General features: G+C 68.0%; 16 protein-coding genes. 11 read left to right on the top strand and 5 right to left on the bottom strand.

What is annotated here, in order from left to right; genetic code table 11:
- Positions 1–23 precede the first annotated feature (23 nt).
- From hscA to iscX, 3 genes are all read left to right on the top strand, one after another.
- Positions 24–1,892 carry a Fe-S protein assembly chaperone HscA gene (hscA, locus tag SB786_RS07865; protein ID WP_410727001.1) on the top strand — a complete coding sequence of 623 codons (1,869 nt, stop codon included), beginning with the start codon at positions 24–26 and terminating at the stop codon, positions 1,890–1,892.
- A gap of 89 nt (positions 1,893–1,981) precedes the next feature.
- Positions 1,982–2,323: an ISC system 2Fe-2S type ferredoxin gene (gene fdx, locus SB786_RS07860; protein WP_011657374.1), complete on the top strand. Its 342-nt coding sequence runs from the start codon at positions 1,982–1,984 to the stop codon at positions 2,321–2,323.
- A gap of 76 nt (positions 2,324–2,399) precedes the next feature.
- Complete coding sequence (gene iscX / locus SB786_RS07855; RefSeq protein ID WP_006754136.1) at positions 2,400–2,609, top strand: Fe-S cluster assembly protein IscX; 210 nt, start codon at positions 2,400–2,402, stop codon at positions 2,607–2,609.
- 125 nt (positions 2,610–2,734) lie between these two features.
- Here iscX and SB786_RS07850 read toward each other — a convergent pair whose 3' ends face one another.
- The 5 genes from SB786_RS07850 to SB786_RS07830 form a co-directional block, all read right to left on the bottom strand.
- The gene (locus SB786_RS07850) at positions 2,735–3,490 is read right to left on the bottom strand and encodes a glycine zipper 2TM domain-containing protein (protein ID WP_410727000.1); all 756 of its coding nucleotides are present in this window, start codon (positions 3,488–3,490) and stop codon (positions 2,735–2,737) included.
- Between the two features lie 347 nt (positions 3,491–3,837).
- Complete coding sequence (lysS, locus tag SB786_RS07845) at positions 3,838–5,364, bottom strand: lysine--tRNA ligase (protein WP_410726999.1); 1,527 nt, start codon at positions 5,362–5,364, stop codon at positions 3,838–3,840.
- 75 nt (positions 5,365–5,439) lie between these two features.
- Positions 5,440–6,544, bottom strand: a protein-coding gene (prfB, locus tag SB786_RS07840; protein WP_098143590.1) for a peptide chain release factor 2 whose coding sequence is annotated in 2 segments (ribosomal slippage) — positions 5,440–6,462 and positions 6,464–6,544 — 1,104 coding nt in all. Because the reading frame shifts where the segments join, the coding sequence is not laid out codon by codon here.
- A gap of 152 nt (positions 6,545–6,696) precedes the next feature.
- Positions 6,697–8,394: a single-stranded-DNA-specific exonuclease RecJ gene (recJ, locus tag SB786_RS07835; protein WP_410726997.1), complete on the bottom strand. Its 1,698-nt coding sequence runs from the start codon at positions 8,392–8,394 to the stop codon at positions 6,697–6,699.
- 10 nt (positions 8,395–8,404) lie between these two features.
- A complete protein-coding gene (locus tag SB786_RS07830; RefSeq protein ID WP_410726996.1) occupies positions 8,405–9,481 on the bottom strand; it encodes a regulator in 1,077 nt (358 codons plus the stop codon).
- Between the two features lie 154 nt (positions 9,482–9,635).
- On the opposite strand from SB786_RS07830, the gene SB786_RS07825 reads away from it, so the two are divergent.
- From SB786_RS07825 to eno, 8 genes are all read left to right on the top strand, one after another.
- Positions 9,636–10,889, top strand: a complete 1,254-nt coding sequence (locus SB786_RS07825; protein ID WP_105787636.1) for a lipoprotein-releasing ABC transporter permease subunit — start codon at positions 9,636–9,638, stop codon at positions 10,887–10,889.
- Positions 10,882–11,640 carry a lipoprotein-releasing ABC transporter ATP-binding protein LolD gene (lolD, locus tag SB786_RS07820; protein ID WP_410726995.1) on the top strand — a complete coding sequence of 253 codons (759 nt, stop codon included), beginning with the start codon at positions 10,882–10,884 and terminating at the stop codon, positions 11,638–11,640. The genes SB786_RS07825 and lolD overlap by 8 nt, the downstream gene beginning before the upstream one ends.
- Before the next feature lie 65 nt (positions 11,641–11,705).
- A complete protein-coding gene (locus tag SB786_RS07815; protein WP_410726994.1) occupies positions 11,706–12,494 on the top strand; it encodes a TatD family hydrolase in 789 nt (262 codons plus the stop codon).
- A gap of 57 nt (positions 12,495–12,551) precedes the next feature.
- Positions 12,552–15,041 carry a DNA internalization-related competence protein ComEC/Rec2 gene (locus tag SB786_RS07810; protein ID WP_410726993.1) on the top strand — a complete coding sequence of 830 codons (2,490 nt, stop codon included), beginning with the start codon at positions 12,552–12,554 and terminating at the stop codon, positions 15,039–15,041.
- Between the two features lie 22 nt (positions 15,042–15,063).
- Positions 15,064–15,909: an alpha/beta fold hydrolase gene (locus SB786_RS07805; RefSeq protein WP_410726992.1), complete on the top strand. Its 846-nt coding sequence runs from the start codon at positions 15,064–15,066 to the stop codon at positions 15,907–15,909.
- Between the two features lie 174 nt (positions 15,910–16,083).
- Positions 16,084–17,742 carry a CTP synthase gene (locus SB786_RS07800; RefSeq protein WP_410726991.1) on the top strand — a complete coding sequence of 553 codons (1,659 nt, stop codon included), beginning with the start codon at positions 16,084–16,086 and terminating at the stop codon, positions 17,740–17,742.
- Positions 17,739–18,593: a 3-deoxy-8-phosphooctulonate synthase gene (kdsA, locus tag SB786_RS07795; RefSeq protein WP_175664948.1), complete on the top strand. Its 855-nt coding sequence runs from the start codon at positions 17,739–17,741 to the stop codon at positions 18,591–18,593. Before SB786_RS07800 ends, kdsA begins: the two co-directional genes overlap by 4 nt.
- Before the next feature lie 106 nt (positions 18,594–18,699).
- Positions 18,700–19,983 (top strand): phosphopyruvate hydratase, encoded by a 1,284-nt coding sequence (eno, locus tag SB786_RS07790; protein WP_410726990.1) that lies wholly within the window; start codon positions 18,700–18,702, stop codon positions 19,981–19,983.
- The last annotated feature ends 53 nt before the right edge of the window (positions 19,984–20,036 follow it).

The raw sequence follows: 20,036 nt of genomic DNA, 5'->3' as shown, positions 1-20,036 counted from the left end.
GCCGAGCGCCCGAACGAACCAAGATGGCTTTACTGCAAATTTCCGAACCGGGCATGGCGCCGGCGCCGCACCAGCGGCGACTCGCTGTCGGGATCGATCTCGGCACGACGAACTCGCTCGTCGCGGCCGTGCGCAACAGCGTGCCCGAAGTGCTGCCGGACGAGGCGGGCCGCGCGCTGCTGCCGTCGGTGGTCCGTTATCTGGAGAAGGGCGGCCGCCGCATCGGCCACGAAGCGAAGGAGCAGGCCGCGACCGATCCGCGTAACACGATCGTGTCGGTCAAGCGCTTCATGGGCCGCGGCAAGGCCGAGGTCGAAGGCGCGGCGAACGCACCTTACGAATTCGTCGATGCGCCGGGCATGGTGCAGATCCGCACGATCGACGGCGTGAAGAGCCCGGTCGAGGTGTCGGCCGAGATTCTCGCGACGCTGCGTTACCGCGCGGAAGACACGCTCGGCGACGAGCTGGTCGGCGCGGTGATCACGGTGCCGGCGTATTTCGACGACGCGCAGCGCCAGGCGACGAAGGACGCCGCGCGTCTCGCGGGCCTCAACGTGCTGCGCCTGCTGAACGAACCGACCGCGGCCGCGATCGCCTATGGTCTGGACAACGCGGCCGAAGGCCTCTATGCGGTGTACGACCTCGGCGGCGGCACGTTCGACCTGTCGATCCTGAAGCTGACCAAGGGCGTGTTCGAAGTGCTGGCCGCGGGCGGCGATTCCGCACTCGGCGGCGACGATTTCGATCACGTGCTGTTCGGCCACGTGCTCGCCCAGGCCGGCATCGACGTGAAGGCGCTCGCGCCCGAGGACGTGCGCCTGCTGCTCGATCGCGTGCGCGTGCTGAAGGAAGTGCTGTCGTCCGCGCCGCAGGCGTCGCTCGACGTGACGCTGTCGACCGGTGCGCAGCTCGTGCAGACGATCTCGCACGACACGTTCGCGTCGCTCGTCGAGCCGCTCGTGCAGCGTACGCTGACGCCGACCCGCAAGGCATTGCGCGACGCGCAGGTGACGCCGGCCGACATCAAGGGTGTCGTGCTGGTCGGTGGCGCGACGCGCATGCCGGTGATCCGCGATGCGGTCGCGAAGTACTTCGGCCAGCCGCCGCTCGTCAATCTCGATCCGGACCAGGTCGTTGCGCTCGGCGCGGCGATCCAGGCCGACCTGCTCGCCGGCAATCGCGGCAGCGGCGACGACTGGCTGCTGCTCGACGTGATCCCGCTGTCGCTCGGGGTCGAGACGATGGGCGGTCTCGTCGAGAAGATCATTCCGCGCAATTCGACGATTCCGATCGCGCGTGCGCAGGAGTTCACGACCTTCAAGGACGGTCAGACCGCGATGGCGATCCACGTCGTGCAGGGCGAGCGCGAGCTCGTCGCCGACTGCCGGTCGCTCGCACGCTTCGAGCTGCGCGGCATCCCGCCGATGACGGCCGGTGCGGCGCGCATCCGCGTGACCTATCAGGTCGATGCGGACGGGCTGCTGTCGGTGTTCGCACGCGAGCAGCATTCGGGCGTCGAGGCATCGGTCGTCGTGAAGCCGTCATACGGCCTCGCCGACGACGACATCGCGAAGATGCTGGAAGACAGCTTCAAGACCGCCGAGATCGACATGCGCGCACGCGCGCTGCGCGAAGCTCAGGTCGAGGCCCAGCGGATGATCGAGGCGACGCAGGCGGCGCTTGCGGCCGACGGCGAATTGCTCGACGACGCCGAACGCACGCAGGTCGACGCGCTCGTCGCGGCGCTGCGCACGATCGCTCAGGGCGACGACGCGGACGCGATCGAAACCGCGACCAAGGCACTGGCCGACGGCACCGACGAATTCGCGGCGCGCCGGATGGACAAGAGCATCAAGCGCGCACTGTCGGGCCGGCGGCTCGACGAGATCTGAACGAACGACCTGCGCGCGGGCCGGCGACGGCCCGCGCGATATTGAACCGTGCGGCGCCAGCTGCCGCACCCTGACTGACGGAACGGACAATGCCTCAACTGGTAGTGCTGCCTCACGTCGAACTGTGTCCGGACGGCGCAGTGATCGACGCGACGCCCGGCAAGAGTATTTGCGACAACCTGCTCGACCACGGGATCGAGATCGAGCATGCCTGCGAGAAGTCGTGCGCATGCACGACCTGCCACGTGGTGATCCGCGAGGGCTTCAACGATCTCGAGCCGTCCGAAGAGGACGAAGACGACCTGCTCGACAAGGCGTGGGGCCTCGAGCCGACGTCGCGCCTGTCGTGCCAGGCGATCGTGCAGGAAGATTCGGACCTGGTGGTCGAGATCCCGAAGTACTCGATCAACCACGCGAAGGAAAATCACTGACGATTCGGCGGGACGGGCGGCGCGCATCACGTGCGTTCCGCCGAGCGAACTCGCTACGTACACGGGAGAGCAGGCCTTGAAATGGACCGATTCGCGCGAAATCGCCATCGCGCTGGCAGACAAGCATCCGGACGTCGATCCGCAGCGGATCAATTTCGTCGACCTGCGCCAATGGGTGATCGAGCTCGATGGCTTCTCCGATGATCCCAGCCACTCGGGCGAGAAGATCCTCGAAGCGATCCAGGCTCACTGGATCGACGAATCCGACTTCGACGACGAAGACTGAGGGTCGCGCCCGGCGCCCGGCACTCGCTCGGCACCGCTCCCGCGAAAAGAAAAGGCTCGTGACGCTGTCACGAGCCTTTTTCGTTTCCGCCGCGGCACAACGGCCGCCCGGCGATTCGTCATGCGTTACGCGCCGACCAGCGTGCCGTTCTCGATCCGCACGCGCTGACCCTGGCCGAACGGCGGCGGGTTGTGGTACGTGAACGTACGCGTCGCGCCGCTTTCCATCTGGACCTGCACCTGGTAGTCGGTTTCCGCGCGCACCTGCTTCTCGACCTGATTGCCGGCAAGACCGCCGCCGAGCGCGCCGATGATGGTCATCGCGGTGCGGCCGTTGCCGTGACCGAACTGGTTGCCGAGCAGGCCGCCGGCTGCTGCGCCGCCGACCGCGCCGATCCCGGAGCTCTGACCCGGCGTGCGCGATTGCGTGATCGAGACGATCGTGCCGCAGCTCTGGCAATAGGCCGGCTGAGCGGGCGCGGACTGCTGTTGCGCATATTGCGGCGGCTGCGGCGCCGGCGTATGGCGGCGGTGCGTGGCTGCCGGGCGCGGCGCGGGCTTCGGTTCGGCTTGTGCCGCCGCCGCCTTCTCGGCCGCCGCCTTTTGCTCGGCCTTTTGCTGCGCGGCCTGTTCGGCTGCCTGCTGCTGCGCTTGCGCGGCCAGCGCGGCACTGGCGGCTGCGGCCGTATCGACGGCCGGCTGCGACGCGATCAGCGCGGCCTGGGTCTGACCGTTCTGCGCGTTGTTGCTGCTGGCCTTCGGGAGGATGCCCGTGATCGCGGCGGTGGCGGCGAGGCTGGCGACGATGACGGCGCCTGCCGCGGTCGCGATGAGCGGATGGAGGCGTTGTTTTTGCGGCGTGGTCTGATTCTGGTTGTCCATGTTTTTCTCCGGTGTCGATCCGGCTCCGCACGTTGGCGCTGGCCGGATCCCACGCTTCGGGAGCGAGCAGACTTGGCGTTCCGGCGCCGCGTTCTGGTCCCGTGGTCATGCGTGGTGACGCAACAGGAGTGTCGTCTACCGGCGAGCGGCGCACCGTATCAAGGTGTAACGAATTGCAGCGGGGGACCGGCGCGCGCAACCGGGAAAACCCGGAGAAGGCCGTCGCGCCAAGGGGATAAAACGGGGGAGGATCGAAAACCGGCGGACACCGGCGGGCGGGATTTACGCGTGGTTACAAACCGCGCGCGTGCGCGCCGCGGGGCGCGGCGCACACGCAGGCACGAGCGTCAGTCTTCGCGGCGCAGGTGCGGGAACAGCAGCACGTCGCGGATCGTCGGGCTGTCGGTCAGCAGCATCACGAGACGGTCGATGCCGATCCCGCAGCCGCCCGTCGGCGGCATCCCGTGTTCGAGCGCGCGGATGTAGTCGGCGTCGAAGAACATCGCTTCCTCGTCGCCGGCATCCTTCTGCTCGACCTGCTTCTTGAAGCGCGCGGCCTGGTCTTCCGGATCGTTCAGCTCCGAGAAGCCGTTCGCGATCTCGCGGCCCGTCATGAACAGCTCGAAACGCTCGGTGATGCCCGGCACCGTATCCGACGCGCGCGCGAGCGGCGACACTTCAACCGGGTAGTCGATGATGTAGGTCGGCTCCCACAGCTGCGATTCGGCGGTTTCCTCGAACAGCGCGAGCTGCAGCGCGCCGATGCCGGCGTTCAGGAAGGCCGGCTGCGACACGTCGACGCCGAAGCGCTTCAGTTCGGTACGCAGGAATGCGTCGTCGGACAGCTGGCCGTCGGTGTACTGCGGCGCGTACTTCTGGATCGCCTGCGTGATCGTCAGGCGGTGGAACGGCTTTGCGAGGTCGAGTTCGCGGCCCTGGTACTGGATCGTCGCGGTGCCGAGCGCATCGATCGCCGCCTGGCGGATCAGCTGCTCGGTGAAGTCCATCAGCCAGCGGTAATCGGTGTACGCGGCGTAGAACTCCATCATCGTGAATTCCGGGTTGTGGCGCGGCGACACGCCTTCATTCCGGAAGTTGCGGTTGATCTCGAACACGCGCTCGAAGCCGCCGACGATCAGGCGCTTCAGGTACAGCTCCGGCGCGATGCGCAGGAACATCTGCATGTCGAGCGCGTTGTGATGCGTGACGAACGGCTTGGCCGCGGCGCCGCCCGGGATCGGGTGCAGCATCGGCGTTTCGACTTCCATGAAGTCGGCGTTGTCCATGAACTTGCGGATCGACGCGATGGTCCGGGTGCGCGCGCGGAACGTGTCGCGCGTTTCCGGCGTGACGATCAGGTCGACGTAGCGCTGGCGATAGCGCATCTCCTGGTCGGCGAGGCCGTGGAACTTGTCCGGCAGCGGGCGCAGCGCCTTCGACAGCAGGCGCAGCTCCTTGCACTGGACCGACAGCTCGCCCTTGTTGGTGCGGAACAGCACGCCGCGGGCGGCGACGATGTCGCCGAGGTCCCACTTCTTGAATGCGTCGTAGGTTTCCGCGCCGACGTCGTTCGGCGTCACGAAGAACTGAATCTGGCCCGAACCGTCCTGCACCGTCGCGAAGCTCGCCTTGCCCATCACGCGCTTGAGCATCATCCGGCCGGCGACCGACACCTCGACCGGGTTCGCTTCGAGCGTGGCCTTGTCCGAGTCGGCGAAGGTTGCCTGGAGATCGGCGGCATGATGCGTCGGCCGGAAATCGTTCGGATAGGCGACGCCTTGCTCGCGCAATGCGCGCAGCTTCTCGCGGCGCTCGGCGATGATCTGGTTTTCGTCCGCCGCGACGGCGGGCTGCGTTTGGGTCGGTTCGGTCATGATGGTCGGAATTCGGAGTGGGTGCGGCAACGCAACGGGGAGGGCGGCGCGACCGGAGAGGCCGCGCCGCGGCGCTTACACGCCCTGTTTGAGGCTCGCGCTGATGAAGTCGTCGAGATCGCCGTCGAGGACGGCTCGCGTGTTGCTCATTTCGACGTTCGTGCGCAGGTCCTTCACGCGGCTCTGGTCGAGCACGTACGAACGGATCTGGTGGCCCCAGCCCACATCGGTCTTGCTCGATTCGAGCTTGTCCTGCTCGGCCTGGCGCTTGCGCATCTCGGCTTCGTACAGGCGCGACTTCAGCATCGCCATCGCTTCGGCACGGTTGCGGTGCTGCGAGCGGTCGTTCTGGCACTGCACGACGATGCCGGTCGGCATGTGCGTGATCCGCACGGCCGAATCGGTCTTGTTGATGTGCTGGCCGCCCGCGCCCGACGCGCGGTACGTGTCGATGCGCAGGTCGGCCGGATTGACCTCGACTTCGATCGAGTCGTCGATTTCCGGATACACGAACACCGACGAGAACGACGTGTGGCGGCCGCCGGACGAGTCGAACGGCGACTTGCGCACGAGGCGGTGGATGCCCGTTTCGGTGCGCAGGAAGCCGTATGCGTATTCGCCCGTGACCTTGACCGTCGCGTTCTTGATGCCGGCGACGTCGCCGTCCGACTCTTCGAGCACTTCGGCCTTGAAGCCCTTGCGCTCGCAGTAGCGCAGGTATTGGCGCAGCAGCATCGACGCCCAGTCGCACGCCTCGGTGCCGCCGGCGCCGGCCTGGATGTCGATGAAGCAGTTGTTCGGGTCGGCCGGGTTCGAGAACATCCGGCGGAATTCGATGTCGCCGACGCGCGCTTCGAGCTTCTTCGCGTCGTCTTCGGATGCGACGAGGGTGTCTTCGTCGCCTTCCTCGCGGGCCAGCTCGAACAGGTCGAGCGCATCGCGCAGGTCGCTATCGAGCGCGGTGAGCGTCGTGACGACACCTTCGAGCAGCTTCTTCTCGCGGCCGAGTGCCTGGGCGTTCTTCGAATCGTTCCAGACGTTCGGGTCTTCGAGTTCCTTGTTGACTTCGGTCAGACGCGCAGATTTGGCGTCGTAGTCAAAGATACCCCCGAAGCTCGCCCGCGCGGGTGCGCAGGTCGAGCAGGGAGCTTTCGATCGCGTTGAGACGTTCCGCTTCCATGATCGTTCGCTGTTCTTGCTTCGTAAAAAAGCGGAATTATAGCCGATCGGCGGGGTTTCCCGGTGACGCGGAGTGTGCTTGCATGCGCGCCGTGGCGCCGTTCGGCGCGGCGAGCATGCGGCCCGCGAGCGTGCGGGCCGGGTGGCCGGTGCTCAGCCGGCCGCGTGCTCGACGATCAGCTGGACGCGCGTCACGCCGTTCCACGTGTCGGCGACGAGCCGATACGCGATCAGCGCGCTCGCCGGCAGCGGCTCGGTGTGGTTGAACCAGATCGCATTGAAGCGCTGGCGGCCGCGCGCCAGCTGCAGCTTCAGGTGCTTTTCCTTCACGAGCGACTGCGACACGACGTCGAACTCACCGGAGAAAAGCGGGGCCGGAAAGCCCTGGCCCCAGACGGCTTCGTCGAGCAGCCCGACGAACTGCGGCGTGAAATACGCGTCCTCCAGTTCGCCGTCGGTCTCGATCACGCGCGCGAGCACGTCGTCGGACAGCCACTCGCGCGCGACGGCCTCGAACGCGGCCGCGAAGCGCGGCACGTCGTCGGTGCCGAGCGTGAGGCCGGCCGCCATCGCGTGGCCGCCGAACGCGACGATCAGGTCGGGCTCGCGCTTCGACACCAGGTCGAGCGCGTCGCGCAGGTGGAAGCCGGGAATCGAGCGGCCCGAACCCTTGACCCGCGTGCCGGCTTCGTCCGCATGCGCGAACGTGAACGACGGGCGGTGGAATTTCTCCTTGAGCCGCCCGGCGACGATGCCGATCACGCCCTGGTGCCATGCGGGATTGAACAGCGTGATCGTGCACGCGTCGGCCGGATCGACGTCGGCGAGGTCGGCGAGCGCCTGCTGCTGCATGCCGGCCTCGATCTCGCGCCGCTCGCGGTTCATCACGTCGAGCTGCTGCGCGAGATCCCACGCGCGGCCGATGTCGTCGGTGATCAGGCATTCGATGCCGAGCGACATGTCGGAGAGCCGCCCGGCGGCATTCAGGCGCGGGCCGAGGCCGAAGCCGAGGTCGAACCCCGATGCGGTGCGCGCGTCGCGCGCGGCGGCGCGGAACAGCGCGGCGATGCCCGGCTGCATGCGGCCGTTGCGGATGCGCTGCAGCCCCTGCGCGACGAGCACGCGGTTGTTGCCGTCGAGCCGCACCACGTCGGCGACGGTGCCGAGCGCGACGAGGTCGAGCAGGCCGTCGAGGCGCGGCTCGGCTTCCTTGCTCGCGAACGCGCCGCGGCGGCGCAGCTCGGCGCGCAGCGCGAGCAGCACGTAGAACATCACGCCGACACCGGCGATGTGCTTGCTCGGGAACGCGCAGCCGGGCTGGTTCGGGTTGACGATCGCGCGCGCGGCGGGCAGCGCGTCGCCGGGCAGGTGGTGGTCGGTCACGAGCACGTCGATGCCGCGTGCATTCGCGGCTTCGACGCCCGCGACGCTCGCGATCCCGTTGTCGACGGTGATCAGCAGGTCGGGCTTGCGTGCGGCCGCGAGTTCGACGATCTCGGGCGTGAGCCCGTAGCCGTATTCGAAGCGGTTCGGCACCAGGTAGTCGATCTGCGCGCCGAACATCCGCAGGCCGCGCACCGCGACCGCACAGGCGGTCGCGCCGTCGCAGTCGTAGTCGGCGACGACCAGCAGGCGCCGCTTGTCGGCGATCGCGTCGGCGAGCAGCGACGCGGCGTCCGCGCAGCCTTTCAGTTCGGTGGGCGGCACGAGGCGCGCGAGCGCGGTCTCGATGTCGGTCGGGGACTGCACGCCGCGCGACGCATACAGGCGCGCGAGGACGGGATGCAGGCCGTGGCGCGCGAGCGCTTCTGCGTCGGCGGGCGCGACGGGGCGGGTAACGATCCGGGTCATACGAGTGGGGTCATTCGAACAGGGACGCCAGCGCGCGGCGGCGCCAGAACTTGCGCAGGTCGCCGCGCGTCGCGTGCAGCGTCACGGAGCTGGTGTCGCCGCACAGCGTGAAATCGACGCTGGCCAGCTCGCCGTTGCGCAGCGCGGCGAGGGTCGGCGCGAACCAGTCGCGCTCGAGCATGGCGAGCGCGTCGTGCCAGCGTGCCCAGTCCTGTTCGATGAACGGGGCGGACAGCGCCGGCAGCTCGACGAGCGTCGCGCCAGCGGCGGCGGGCAGCGCACCGAAGGCGGCCGGCGCGGCACCGGCCTCGGCCTGCGCGGCGCGCGCGAGGCCGAGCGCCGCGGGGGAGGCGGACAGCACGCGCTCGAACGGCTTGGCGACCGGCTTCAGCGTGCCTTGCGCATGGAACCAGATCGAATTGACGGCAGGCAACCCGCGCGCTTCGCGCGCTTCGTTGACCGGGTGCTGGAACCACGCCATCTGCACTTCGTTCTGCAGCTTCATCCACATCCGCGAACGTTCGCCGGTGTGCGCCTCGTGCGGCAGCCAGATTTCGATGTTGCGGCCGCTCGCGCGCAGCGGCGCGGCGCCGGCGAGGCGGGCGAGCTGTTCGCTGGACAAGTACCAGCGCGTCGGCTGCGGCGCTTCCAGCCGCACGCCGAGCTCCTCGATCAGCGGGCGCGCGACCGCCAGCAGCGCGGCCGCGTCGCCGTCGTCGAGCGCGAGGCTGGCCGGGTCGACGAGCACGAGGTGATCGTGCGCGATCCGGACGTGCACGGGCTCGACGCACGCCCAGGCCTGCGTGCCGGGGTCGCCGCCGTCCGCCAGCAGCATGTAGGGCGCGAGCGGCGCCTCGTCGGCGGCGTTGCCCCGGCTCGCGCCGAACTGGCGGGCCAGCCAGCGCTCGTGCGGCAGCGTGCGCTGGAAGTCCTCGCCGGCCACGCGCTCGACGAGGCTCGCGCAGGCCAGCAACTTTTCGAGCGCGGGGCTGTCCAGCGTGTGCAGGGACGAGGCCGCATCGGCTGCCGACGGCAGCGCGAACGGAACGAGGAAATGGAGGCGTCGGTCGTGCATGATGGTGCGCATTGTATGGCAAACTGCGCGCGTGATCGGGCCGGTGGACGGCCCGATTGCGTCCGGCGACCGTTTTTTCGACCGCGCCCGGGGCGGGCGGCCGTCGCCGGACGGCGCTCCCGGGCGCGGGCCGTCATCCCCGCCGTAACCAGCAGAAAGGATTCGCTTGAAACTTCCGTACGAATGGCAGATCGGCTGGCGCTACACGCGCGCCGGCAAACGCACGACCGGCAACGGCTTCATTTCCTTCATCGCGCTCGTGTCGATGCTCGGGATCGCGCTCGGCGTCGCGGCGCTGATCGTCGTGCTGTCCGTGATGAACGGCTTCCAGAAGGAAGTGCGCGACCGCATGCTGTCGGTGCTCGCGCACGTCGAGGTGTTCTCGCCGACCGGCTCGATGCCCAACTGGCAACTGACCGCGCAAGAGGCGCGCCGCAATCCGTCGGTGACGGGCGCGGCCCCTTACGTCGACGCGCAGGCGCTGCTCACGCGCCAGGACGCGGTGAGCGGCGTGATGCTGCGCGGCATCGAGCCGTCGCTCGAACCGCAGGTGTCGGACATCGGCAAGGACATGAAGGCGGGCCAGCTGACCGCGCTCGTGCCCGGCCAGTTCGGCATCGTGCTGGGCGACGCGCTCGCCGGCAACCTCGGCGTGACGGTCGGCGACAAGATCACGCTGGTCGCGCCCGAAGGCACGATCACGCCGGCCGGGATGATGCCGCGGCTCAAGCAGTTCACGGTCGTCGGCGTGTTCGAATCGGGGCACTACGAATACGACAGCACGCTCGCGATGGTCGACATCCGCGACGCGGAGGCGCTGTTCCGGATGTCCGCGCCGACCGGCGTGCGGCTGCGGCTCACCGACATGCAGAAGGCGCCGCAGGTCGCGGTCGAGCTGTCGCACACGCTGTCGGGCAGCCTGTATATCCGCGACTGGACCCAGCAGAACAAGACCTGGTTCTCGGCCGTGCAGATCGAGAAGCGGATGATGTTCATCATCCTCACGCTGATCATCGCGGTCGCGGCGTTCAACCTCGTGTCGTCGCTCGTGATGACGGTGACCAACAAGCAGGCCGACATCGCGATCCTGCGCACGCTCGGCGCGCAGCCGGGGTCGATCATGAAGATCTTCGTCGTGCAGGGCGTGACGATCGGCTTTGTCGGCACCGCATCGGGCGTCGCGCTCGGCTGCCTGATCGCGTGGAGCATTCCGTGGCTGATCCCGATGATCGAGCATCTGTTCGGCGTGCAGTTCCTGCCGCCGTCGGTGTACTTCATCAGCGAGCTGCCGTCCGAGCTCGTCGCGGGGGACGTGATCAAGATCGGCCTGATCGCGTTCGTGCTGTCGGCCGTCGCGACGCTCTATCCGAGCTGGCGCGGCGCGAAGGTGAAGCCGGCGGAGGCGCTTCGCTATGAATGACCGCGCGACCGCATTCGCGGATTCACGACAACCCATCAGACAGGATTCGGCAGGTATGCAGGAATACGTGCTTCAGGCGCGCGGGATCACGAAGGCGTTCGTGCAGGGCGGCTTCAATGTGCAGGTGCTCAACAATACCGAGCTGACGGTGCGGCGTGGCGAGAAGCTTGCGGTCGTCGGCGCGTCGGGCTCCGGCAAGAGCACGCTGCTGCACGTGCTGGGCGGCCTCGACGAACCGAGCGCGGGCGAAGTGTCGCTGCTCGGCAAGCCGTTTACGCAGCTCGCCGAGCGCGAGCGCAACGAGCTGCGCAACCGCGCGCTCGGGTTCGTCTATCAGTTCCATCACCTGCTGCCGGAATTCACCGCGCTCGACAACGTCGCGATGCCGCTGCGTATTCGCCGGATGACGACCGAGGATGCGCGCGAGCAGGCACAGGCGATGCTCGAGCGGGTCGGTCTCGGTCCGCGTGCGAAGCATCGGCCGGGCGAGCTGTCGGGCGGCGAGCGGCAGCGCGTCGCGATCGCGCGCGCGCTGGTGACGAAGCCGGCCTGCGTGCTCGCCGACGAGCCGACCGGCAACCTCGACGGCGCGACGGCCGATACGGTGTTCAACCTGATGCTCGAATTGTCCGAGACGCTCGAAACGAGCTTCGTGATCGTCACGCACGACCCCGAGCTTGCCGCGCGCTGCGATCGCATCATGCGCCTGCGCGACGGCGTGCTGCACGAGGAGCCGGCGCTGCCGGTGTGAACGAGCGCGCCTGCCGCGCTGCCGGGTGAGCCCCGGCGCCGCGGCGAGGGCGCGGGAAAACCGCCATGTGGATCGATACGCACTGCCATCTCGACGCCGGCGAATTCGACGCCGACCGCGACGCGGTCGCCGACGCGGCGCGCGCGGCCGGCGTGTCGCGCATCGTGATCCCGAGCGTCGGGCGCGACAATTTCACCACGGTGCGCGAGCTCGCGCAGCGCACGCCGGGCGCGGTCTATGCGCTCGGCATCCATCCGATGTTTACGCCGCAGGCGCACGACGCGGATCTCGACCGGCTGCGCATGGAGATCGAGGCGAGCATCGACGATCCGCGCTTCGTCGCGATCGGCGAGATCGGCCTCGACTACTTCGTGCCGGGGCTCGACGAAGAGCGGCAGCAATTCTTCTATCAGGAGCAGCTCAGGCTCGCGCGCGAATTCGACCTGCCGGTGCTGTGCCACGTGCGCAAGTCGCAGGATCGCGTGCTCGCCGGGTTGCGCCGCTTCGGCGTGCGGCGCGGCATCGCGCATGCGTTCAACGGCAGCTTCCAGCAGGCCGATGCGTATCTCGCGCAGGGGCTGCACCTCGGCTTCGGCGGCAACGTGACGTTCGGACGCGCGTTGCAGATCCGCCGGCTCGCCGCGCAATTGCCGCTCGACGCGATCGTCGTCGAGACAGACGCGCCTGACATCGCGCCCGAGTGGGCGTACAAATCGCGCAACGCGCCCGACCAGGTGCCGCGCATCGGTGCCGTGCTCGCCGAACTGCGCGGCGTCGACGCTCACTCCTTGTGCCTATCCACAACGGCTAACGCGCTCTCTGCGCTGCCGCGCCTCGCACTTTCGTCCGCATAATCGTTACCGGAAGGCGCCGCGTCGATATCGGCGGCGCCGGGTCGACGAGGAGGCGCGATGCGGGTGTGGTGGATCGCGTTCGCGCTCGGCGTCGTCGTGCTGCAGCGGCAGGCGGCGTTGCCGGGCGCGGGCGGCTGGGTAATCGGGGCGGCGATGCTGGCCGGTTGCGGCGCGCTGCTCGCATGGTGTGCGCGGCGCCGTCGAACCCGTGCGATCGTCGCGCTCCGGTGGATGCTGTGCGCAAGCGCCGCCTGTGCGATCGGATTCGGCTATGCGGCCGCGCGCGCCGAATGGCGGCTGCGTGACAGCCTGCCCGTCGAGCGGGAAGGGCGCGACATCGCCGTCACCGGGGTGATCCGCGGGTTGCCGGTGATCGACGACACCGGCGCGCGACTGCTGTTGGCCGTCGAATCGAACGATGCGGGCCTGGACCATTTCCCGCCGGTGATCCGGTTGTCGTGGCGCACGTATGGCGCGCCGGCCGCACGCGCTGCGATTCCCGATTTGCGCGCGGCGCAGCGCTGGCGTCTCGTCGTGCGCCTGAAGCGCCCGCATGCCGAGGCGAATCCAGGCGTGCGCGACAGCGAGGCGGCGTGGCTCGCCGCGGGAATTCGTGCGATCGGCTATGTCGTCGCGCCCGAGCGCGCGGAATTGCTCGACGCGCGCGCAACGGGATGGCGCGCGTTAATCGATCGGCTGCGCGACGCGCTGCGCACGCGTATCGGCGAAGCGCTCGACGACGCGCGCCATCGCGGCATCGTCACCGCGCTCGCGGTCGGCGATCAATCCGGTATCGGCGACGACGACTGGCGCGTGCTGCGCAATACGGGCACGAGCCATCTGGTCGCGATTTCGGGCCTGCACGTCGGGCTCGTCGGCGCGATCGCAGGCGGGATCGTATCGATGGTCTGGCGGCGTCTGCGCTGGCGCGGACGTGCCGCGGCGCTCGTGATGCCGGCGCCATACATGGCTTCGGTGGCGGCGCTGACGGCCGCCGCCGGCTATGCGGCGCTTGCCGGCTTCAACGTGCCGGCGCAGCGCGCATGGTGGATGATCGCGGCCGGGGCGGCTGCCTATCTGGCCGGACGCAGCGTGCCGACTTCCGCGGTGTTGTGCGCGGCGCTCGGCGGCGTGCTGCTTGCCGATCCGTGGGCGGTGCTGTCGGCCGGCTTCTGGCTGTCGTTCGGCGCGGTTGCCGTGATCCTGATGGCGGTGGCGGGCTGGCGCGCCGTGCGTGAATTTGACGGCGGCGACGACAGTGCGCCCGATGGCGCCGCCGCGTTCGATCGCTGGCGCCGGCTGCGCACATGGTGCGCGCGTGCCGGACGCCGGATCGCCGAGGCGACGCGCGTGCAGTACGCGGTGACGCTCGGCCTCGCGCCGCTCACGGCCGCGTGGTTCGCGCAGATCTCGGTATCGGGTCCGCTCGGCAATGCGTTTGCGATTCCGTGGGTCAGTTCCGTCGTGACGCCGATCGTGCTCGCCGGTATCGGGTTGCCCGCGCCGTTGGACGCCTATGCATTCCGCCTCGCGCATGCGGCGCTCGAACCGATGATGGCGCTGCTCCGGCACCTCGCCGACTGGCCGGCCGGCGTGTTCTGGCTGCGTATGCCGGACTGGCCGGTGCTGGTGCTGGCATGCGTGGGTGTCGGGTGGGCATTGATGCCGCGCGGCTGGCCGCTGCGCTGGGCGGCGCCGCTTACATGGCTGCCACTGGTCGCACCGGCGCCCGATGCGCCGCCGCCGGGCGGTTTCCGGCTGACCGTGCTCGACGTCGGGCAGGGCGCGTCGGTGCTGGTCGAGACCGCGCGCCGGACCCTGCTGTTCGATGCGGGGCCGGGTGCGGAATCGACCCATGCCGGTACGCGGATCGTTGCGCCGGCGTTGCGCGCACGCGGAATCCGGACCCTCGATTCGCTCGTGCTCAGCCATGCGGACGCCGATCACGCGGGCGGCGCGGCGGCCGTCTATGCGGCGGCGGAGGTCCGCCAACTGCTCGCCGGCATTGCGCCGCGGCACCGGCTGTGGCGCGACGCGCAGGCGGCCGGCGTGGCCGATCGGGTGCCTTGCGCGGCCGGGCAGCGGTGGACCTGGGACGGCGTCGTCTTCACGATGCTGTGGCCGCCCGGCGTGGCGGGCGCCGGCCCGTCGAACGAGCAATCGTGTGTATTGCGCGTCGACGCGGGCGGCACGTCGGCACTGCTGACGGGCGACATCGAGGCGCGCGCCGAACGGCGCTTGGTGGCCGACGCGCGCGACGCACTGGCCGCGCAGATCCTCGTCGTCCCGCATCACGGCAGCCGCACGTCGTCGGTCGAGCCTTTCCTCGATTCGGTCGAACCGCGCGTCGCGGTATTTCCTGTAGGCTATCGCAATCGCTTCGGGCATCCGCACCGGACGGTTCTCGCGCGCTACGAGGCGCGCGGGATTCCGCTGCCGCGCACCGATCGCGACGGGGCCGTGCGGTTCGACGTCGCGCCGGCGGGCGGCGTTTTCGCGTTCGAGCGTTATCGCGATGCGCAGCGACGGTACTGGATGGACCGGTGACCGACAAAGGAGACATTGGCGTTTGAAGGACATCATCCACTTCTCGCATGCGAACGGTTTTCCGGCGTCGACGTACCGGACGATCTTCGCCGAGCTGGCAGACGACTACGAGCTGCGCTACATCGAGCGCATCGGTCATGATCGCCGCTACCCGGTGACGCGTGACTGGCCGCATCTTGTCGAACAGCTGCTCGACGATGTCGGCGGCCGCTACGAGCGCCCGGTCTGGCTCGTCGGCCATTCGCTCGGCGGCTACCTGTCGCTGATGGCCGCGCTGAAAAAGCCGCAATGGGTGCGCGGCGTGGTGATGATCGATTCGCCGATCATCGCGGGCTGGCGCGCCGGCGCGCTGCGCGCGAGCCAGTGGGCCGGGCTCGACGAGCGGCTGTCGCCGGCGGCCGCGACGCGCAACCGGCGCACGCGCTGGACGAGCCGCGACGAAGTCTGGCGGCACTTCCACGAGAAACCGGCGTTCGCCCGCTGGGACGAACGGATGCTGTCCGACTACATCGACTACGGCATCCCGCAGGCGGGCGCCGACGGCGAACGCGTGCTCGCCTTCGACCGCCAGGTCGAATACCTGATCTACCGGACCTTGCCGCACACGCTCGGCCCGCGGCTCGCGCACGGCGCGCCGGTGCCGCTCGGCTTTCTCGCCGGCACGCGCTCGCGCGAAGTGACGCAGGTCGGGCTCGACGCGACGCGCCGCGCGGCGCGCGGGCGGATCGAATGGCTCGAGGGCAGCCACCTGTTCCCGATGGAGCGGCCGATCGAGACGGCCCGCGCATTGCAGCGGATGCTGAATTCGCTGAAGGCGACGGAGGGCGGCGTGCCGCGCGACAGCGTGGCGCTGGCGAAGCGCGCCTGACGCGGCGCCCGGTGCACCGCGTTGCGCATGTGCGGTTGCACCGACCGGCCGGTCGGTTCGCGTCGGTCCACATGGCCGGTGCGGCACAGCCCGAAGGGGCGCGATCATCGCGCCAATTGCTGAGAGAAGGGCGGGCTTTACGGTATAATCCGTTTTTCCCGCGAGCATCCAGCGATGACCAAATATGTTTTCGTCACCGGCGGCGTAGTTTCTTCCCTCGGCAAGGGTATTGCCGCCGCCTCTCTCGCCGCGATCCTCGAATCGCGCGGTCTGAAAGTCACCCTCCTCAAACTCGATCCCTACATCAACGTCGACCCCGGCACGATGAGCCCGTTCCAGCACGGCGAAGTGTTCGTGACGGAAGACGGAGCGGAGACCGACCTCGACCTCGGCCACTATGAGCGCTTCATCAGCACGAAGATGCGCAAGGCCAACAACTTCACGACCGGCCAGATCTACGAATCGGTGATCCGCAAGGAACGCCGCGGCGATTATCTCGGCAAGACCGTGCAGGTGATCCCGCACATCACGAACGAAATCCAGGCATTCATCGAGCGCGGGGCGGCATCGGCCACCTGCGGCGAGCCGGACGTCGCGATCGTCGAGATCGGCGGTACCGTCGGCGACATCGAGTCGCTGCCGTTCCTGGAAGCCGCACGCCAGATGAGCCTGCGCCTCGGCCGCAACAGCGCGTGCTTCGTGCACCTGACGCTCGTGCCGTACGTCGCGACGGCCGGCGAGCTGAAGACGAAGCCGACCCAGCACAGCGTGCAGAAGCTGCGCGAGATCGGCATCCTGCCGCACGTGCTGCTGTGCCGTGCGGATCGCCGCATCCCCGACGACGAATCGAAGAAGATCTCGATGTTCTCGAACGTGCCGGAAGACGCCGTGATTTCGGTGTGGGACGCCGACAGCATCTACAAGATTCCGCAGATGCTGCACGACCAGGGCCTCGACCGGATCATCTGCGAGGAGCTGAAGCTGTCGCCGAAGGACGCCGACCTGAGCATGTGGTCGGAGCTCGTCGAGAAGCTGGAAAACCCGAAGCACGAAGTCACGATCGGCATGGTCGGCAAGTATGTCGATCTGACCGAGTCGTACAAGTCGCTGATCGAGGCGCTGCGCCACGCATCGCTGCATACGTCGACCAAGGTCAACATCGAGTACATCGACTCGGAAGAGATCGAGACGAACGGTGTCGACAGCCTGAAGCACCTGGATGCGGTGCTCGTTCCGGGCGGTTTCGGCCGTCGCGGCACGGAAGGCAAGATCGCGGCGATCCGCTACGCGCGCGAATCGAAGGTGCCGTACCTCGGCATCTGTCTCGGCATGCAGCTCGCGGTGATCGAATTCGCACGCGACGTCGTCGGCCTGAAACAGGCGAACAGCACGGAATTCGATCCGGAAACGCCGGAACGCGTGGTCGCGCTGATCACCGAGTGGTACGACCGCGACGGCAAGGTCGAGACGCGCACCGAAGAGTCGGATCTCGGCGGCACGATGCGCCTCGGCTCGCAGCGCTGCCCGATCAAGCCGGGCACGATGGCCGAAGAGATCTACGGCAAGGACGTGAACGAGCGCCATCGCCACCGTTATGAAGTCAATAACCGCTTCGTGCCCCAGCTCGAAGCCGGCGGCCTTATCATCAGCGCCCGTACCCCGAGCGAGGATCTGCCGGAAATGATGGAGCTGCCGCGTTCGATGCACCCGTGGTTCGTCGGCGTCCAGTTCCACCCGGAGTTCACGTCGACGCCGCGTGACGGCCATCCGCTGTTCAAATCGTTCGTCGAAGCGGCGTTTGCCAACAAGCAAGCGCGCGGAGTGAAAGCATGAAGCTGTGCGATTTCGAGGTCGGTCTCGACCAGCCTTTCTTCCTGATCGCGGGTACCTGCGTCGTCGAATCGGAGCAAATGACGATCGACACGGCGGGCCGCCTGAAGGAAATCTGCGCGAAGCTGAACGTGCCGTTCATCTACAAGTCGTCGTATGACAAGGCGAACCGCAGCTCGGGCAAGTCGTTTCGCGGCCTCGGAATGGACGAGGGCCTGCGGATCCTCGGCGAAGTGAAGCGCCAGCTCGGCCTGCCGGTGCTGACCGACGTGCATTCGATCGACGAGATCGAGCAGGTCGCGTCGGTCGTCGACGTCCTCCAGACGCCCGCGTTCCTGTGCCGCCAGACCGATTTCATCCATGCGTGCGCGCGCTCGGGCAAGCCCGTCAACATCAAGAAGGGCCAGTTCCTCGCGCCGCACGACATGAAGAACGTGATCGACAAGGCGCGCGAAGCGGCGCGTGAAGCCGGTCTGTCGGAAGACCGCTTCATGGCGTGCGAGCGCGGCGTCTCGTTCGGCTACAACAACCTCGTGTCCGACATGCGTTCGCTCGCGATCATGCGCGAGACGAGCGCGCCGGTCGTGTTCGACGCGACCCACTCGGTGCAGCTGCCGGGCGGGCAGGGCACGAGCTCGGGCGGCCAGCGCGAATTCGTGCCGGTGCTCGCGCGTGCCGCGGTCGCGACGGGCGTCGCGGGCCTGTTCATGGAAACGCACCCGAATCCGGCCGAAGCGAAGTCGGACGGCCCGAACGCGGTGCCGCTGAACCGGATGAGCGCGCTGCTGGAGACCCTCGTCACGCTCGACCAGGCGGTGAAGCGCCATCCGTTCCTGGAAAACGATTTCAACTAAAGATCGAATGAACCTTGCGGCGGCTTCTTGCGTCTGTAGCGAAAGCAGTTTCGGCACGCGAGTCGTCGCAGTTTGAAGAATCCATCGTCATTCTCAGAGGAAACCCATGAGTGCAATCGTAGATATCATCGGCCGCGAGATTCTGGATTCGCGCGGAAACCCCACCGTCGAATGCGACGTGCTGCTCGAATCGGGCACGATGGGCCGCGCGGCGGTGCCGTCGGGCGCGTCCACCGGCTCGCGTGAAGCGATCGAACTGCGTGACGGCGAAGCCGGCCGCTACAACGGCAAGGGCGTGCTGAAGGCCGTCGAGCACATCAACACCGAAATCTCCGAAGCCATCATGGGCCTCGACGCGTCGGAACAGGCGTTCCTCGACAAGACCCTGCTCGAGCTGGACGGCACCGACAACAAGTCGCGCCTCGGCGCGAACGCGATGCTGGCCGTATCGATGGCCGTCGCGAAGGCAGCGGCCGAAGAAGCCGGCCTGCCGCTGTACCGCTACTTCGGCGGCTCGGGCGCGATGCAACTGCCGGTCCCGATGATGAACATCGTCAACGGCGGCGCGCACGCGAACAATAGCCTCGACATCCAGGAATTCATGATCGTCCCGGTCAGCCAGCCGACGTTCCGTGAAGCCCTGCGTTGCGGCGCGGAAGTGTTCCACGCGCTGAAGAAGATCCTGAGCGACCGCGGCATGAGCACGGCAGTCGGCGACGAAGGCGGCTTCGCACCGAACTTCGGCAGCAATGACGAGTGCCTGTCGACGATCCTCCAGGCGATCGAGAAGGCCGGCTACCGTGCGGGCGAAGACGTCCTCCTCGCGCTCGACTGCGCGGCCTCCGAGTTCTACCACGACGGCAAGTACCAGCTCGCCGGCGAAGGCCTGCAACTGTCGTCGGCCGAATTCACCGACTACCTCGCGACGCTCGCCGACAAGTTCCCGATCGTGTCGATCGAGGACGGCATGCACGAAAGCGATTGGGAAGGCTGGAAGCTGCTGACCGAGCGCCTGGGCAAGAAGGTGCAGCTCGTCGGCGACGACCTGTTCGTCACGAACACGCGCATCCTGAAGGAAGGCATCGAGAAGGGCATCGGAAACTCGATCCTGATCAAGATCAACCAGATCGGTACGCTGACCGAAACGTTCGCGGCAATCGAAATGGCGAAGCGCGCGGGCTACACGGCCGTGATCTCGCACCGCTCGGGCGAAACGGAAGATTCGACGATCGCGGACATCGCGGTCGGCCTGAACGCCGGTCAGATCAAGACGGGTTCGCTGTCGCGCAGCGACCGCATCTCGAAGTACAACCAGCTGCTGCGTATCGAGGAAGATCTCGGCGATATCGCGAGCTACCCGGGCAAATCGGCTTTCTATAACCTGCGCTAACGCGCTACTATCGGGTTCGTCACCTCGACGCCGCTCTGCGCATTCGCGCGAAG

This window comes from Burkholderia sp. SIMBA_062, assembly GCF_046534765.1.
GTDB classification, from domain to species: domain Bacteria; phylum Pseudomonadota; class Gammaproteobacteria; order Burkholderiales; family Burkholderiaceae; genus Burkholderia; species Burkholderia ambifaria.
This window is presented reverse-complemented; position numbering and strand designations above follow the sequence as displayed.

What these genes read in the sequence shown, in the direction of transcription:
- SB786_RS07810 (WP_410726993.1), top strand. Translation starts at nt 12,552, where the DNA reads ATGCGGGTGTGGTGGATCGCGTTCGCGCTCGGCGTCGTCGTGCTGCAG.
- recJ (WP_410726997.1), bottom strand. Translation starts at nt 8,394, where the DNA reads ATGACCCGGATCGTTACCCGCCCCGTCGCGCCCGCCGACGCAGAAGCG.
- SB786_RS07830 (WP_410726996.1), bottom strand. Translation starts at nt 9,481, where the DNA reads ATGCGCACCATCATGCACGACCGACGCCTCCATTTCCTCGTTCCGTTC.
- hscA (WP_410727001.1), top strand. Translation starts at nt 24, where the DNA reads ATGGCTTTACTGCAAATTTCCGAACCGGGCATGGCGCCGGCGCCGCAC.
- kdsA (WP_175664948.1), top strand. Translation starts at nt 17,739, where the DNA reads ATGAAGCTGTGCGATTTCGAGGTCGGTCTCGACCAGCCTTTCTTCCTG.
- SB786_RS07850 (WP_410727000.1), bottom strand. Translation starts at nt 3,490, where the DNA reads ATGGACAACCAGAATCAGACCACGCCGCAAAAACAACGCCTCCATCCG.
- lolD (WP_410726995.1), top strand. Translation starts at nt 10,882, where the DNA reads ATGAATGACCGCGCGACCGCATTCGCGGATTCACGACAACCCATCAGA.
- lysS (WP_410726999.1), bottom strand. Translation starts at nt 5,364, where the DNA reads ATGACCGAACCGACCCAAACGCAGCCCGCCGTCGCGGCGGACGAAAAC.
- SB786_RS07800 (WP_410726991.1), top strand. Translation starts at nt 16,084, where the DNA reads ATGACCAAATATGTTTTCGTCACCGGCGGCGTAGTTTCTTCCCTCGGC.
- fdx (WP_011657374.1), top strand. Translation starts at nt 1,982, where the DNA reads ATGCCTCAACTGGTAGTGCTGCCTCACGTCGAACTGTGTCCGGACGGC.
- eno (WP_410726990.1), top strand. Translation starts at nt 18,700, where the DNA reads ATGAGTGCAATCGTAGATATCATCGGCCGCGAGATTCTGGATTCGCGC.
- SB786_RS07815 (WP_410726994.1), top strand. Translation starts at nt 11,706, where the DNA reads ATGTGGATCGATACGCACTGCCATCTCGACGCCGGCGAATTCGACGCC.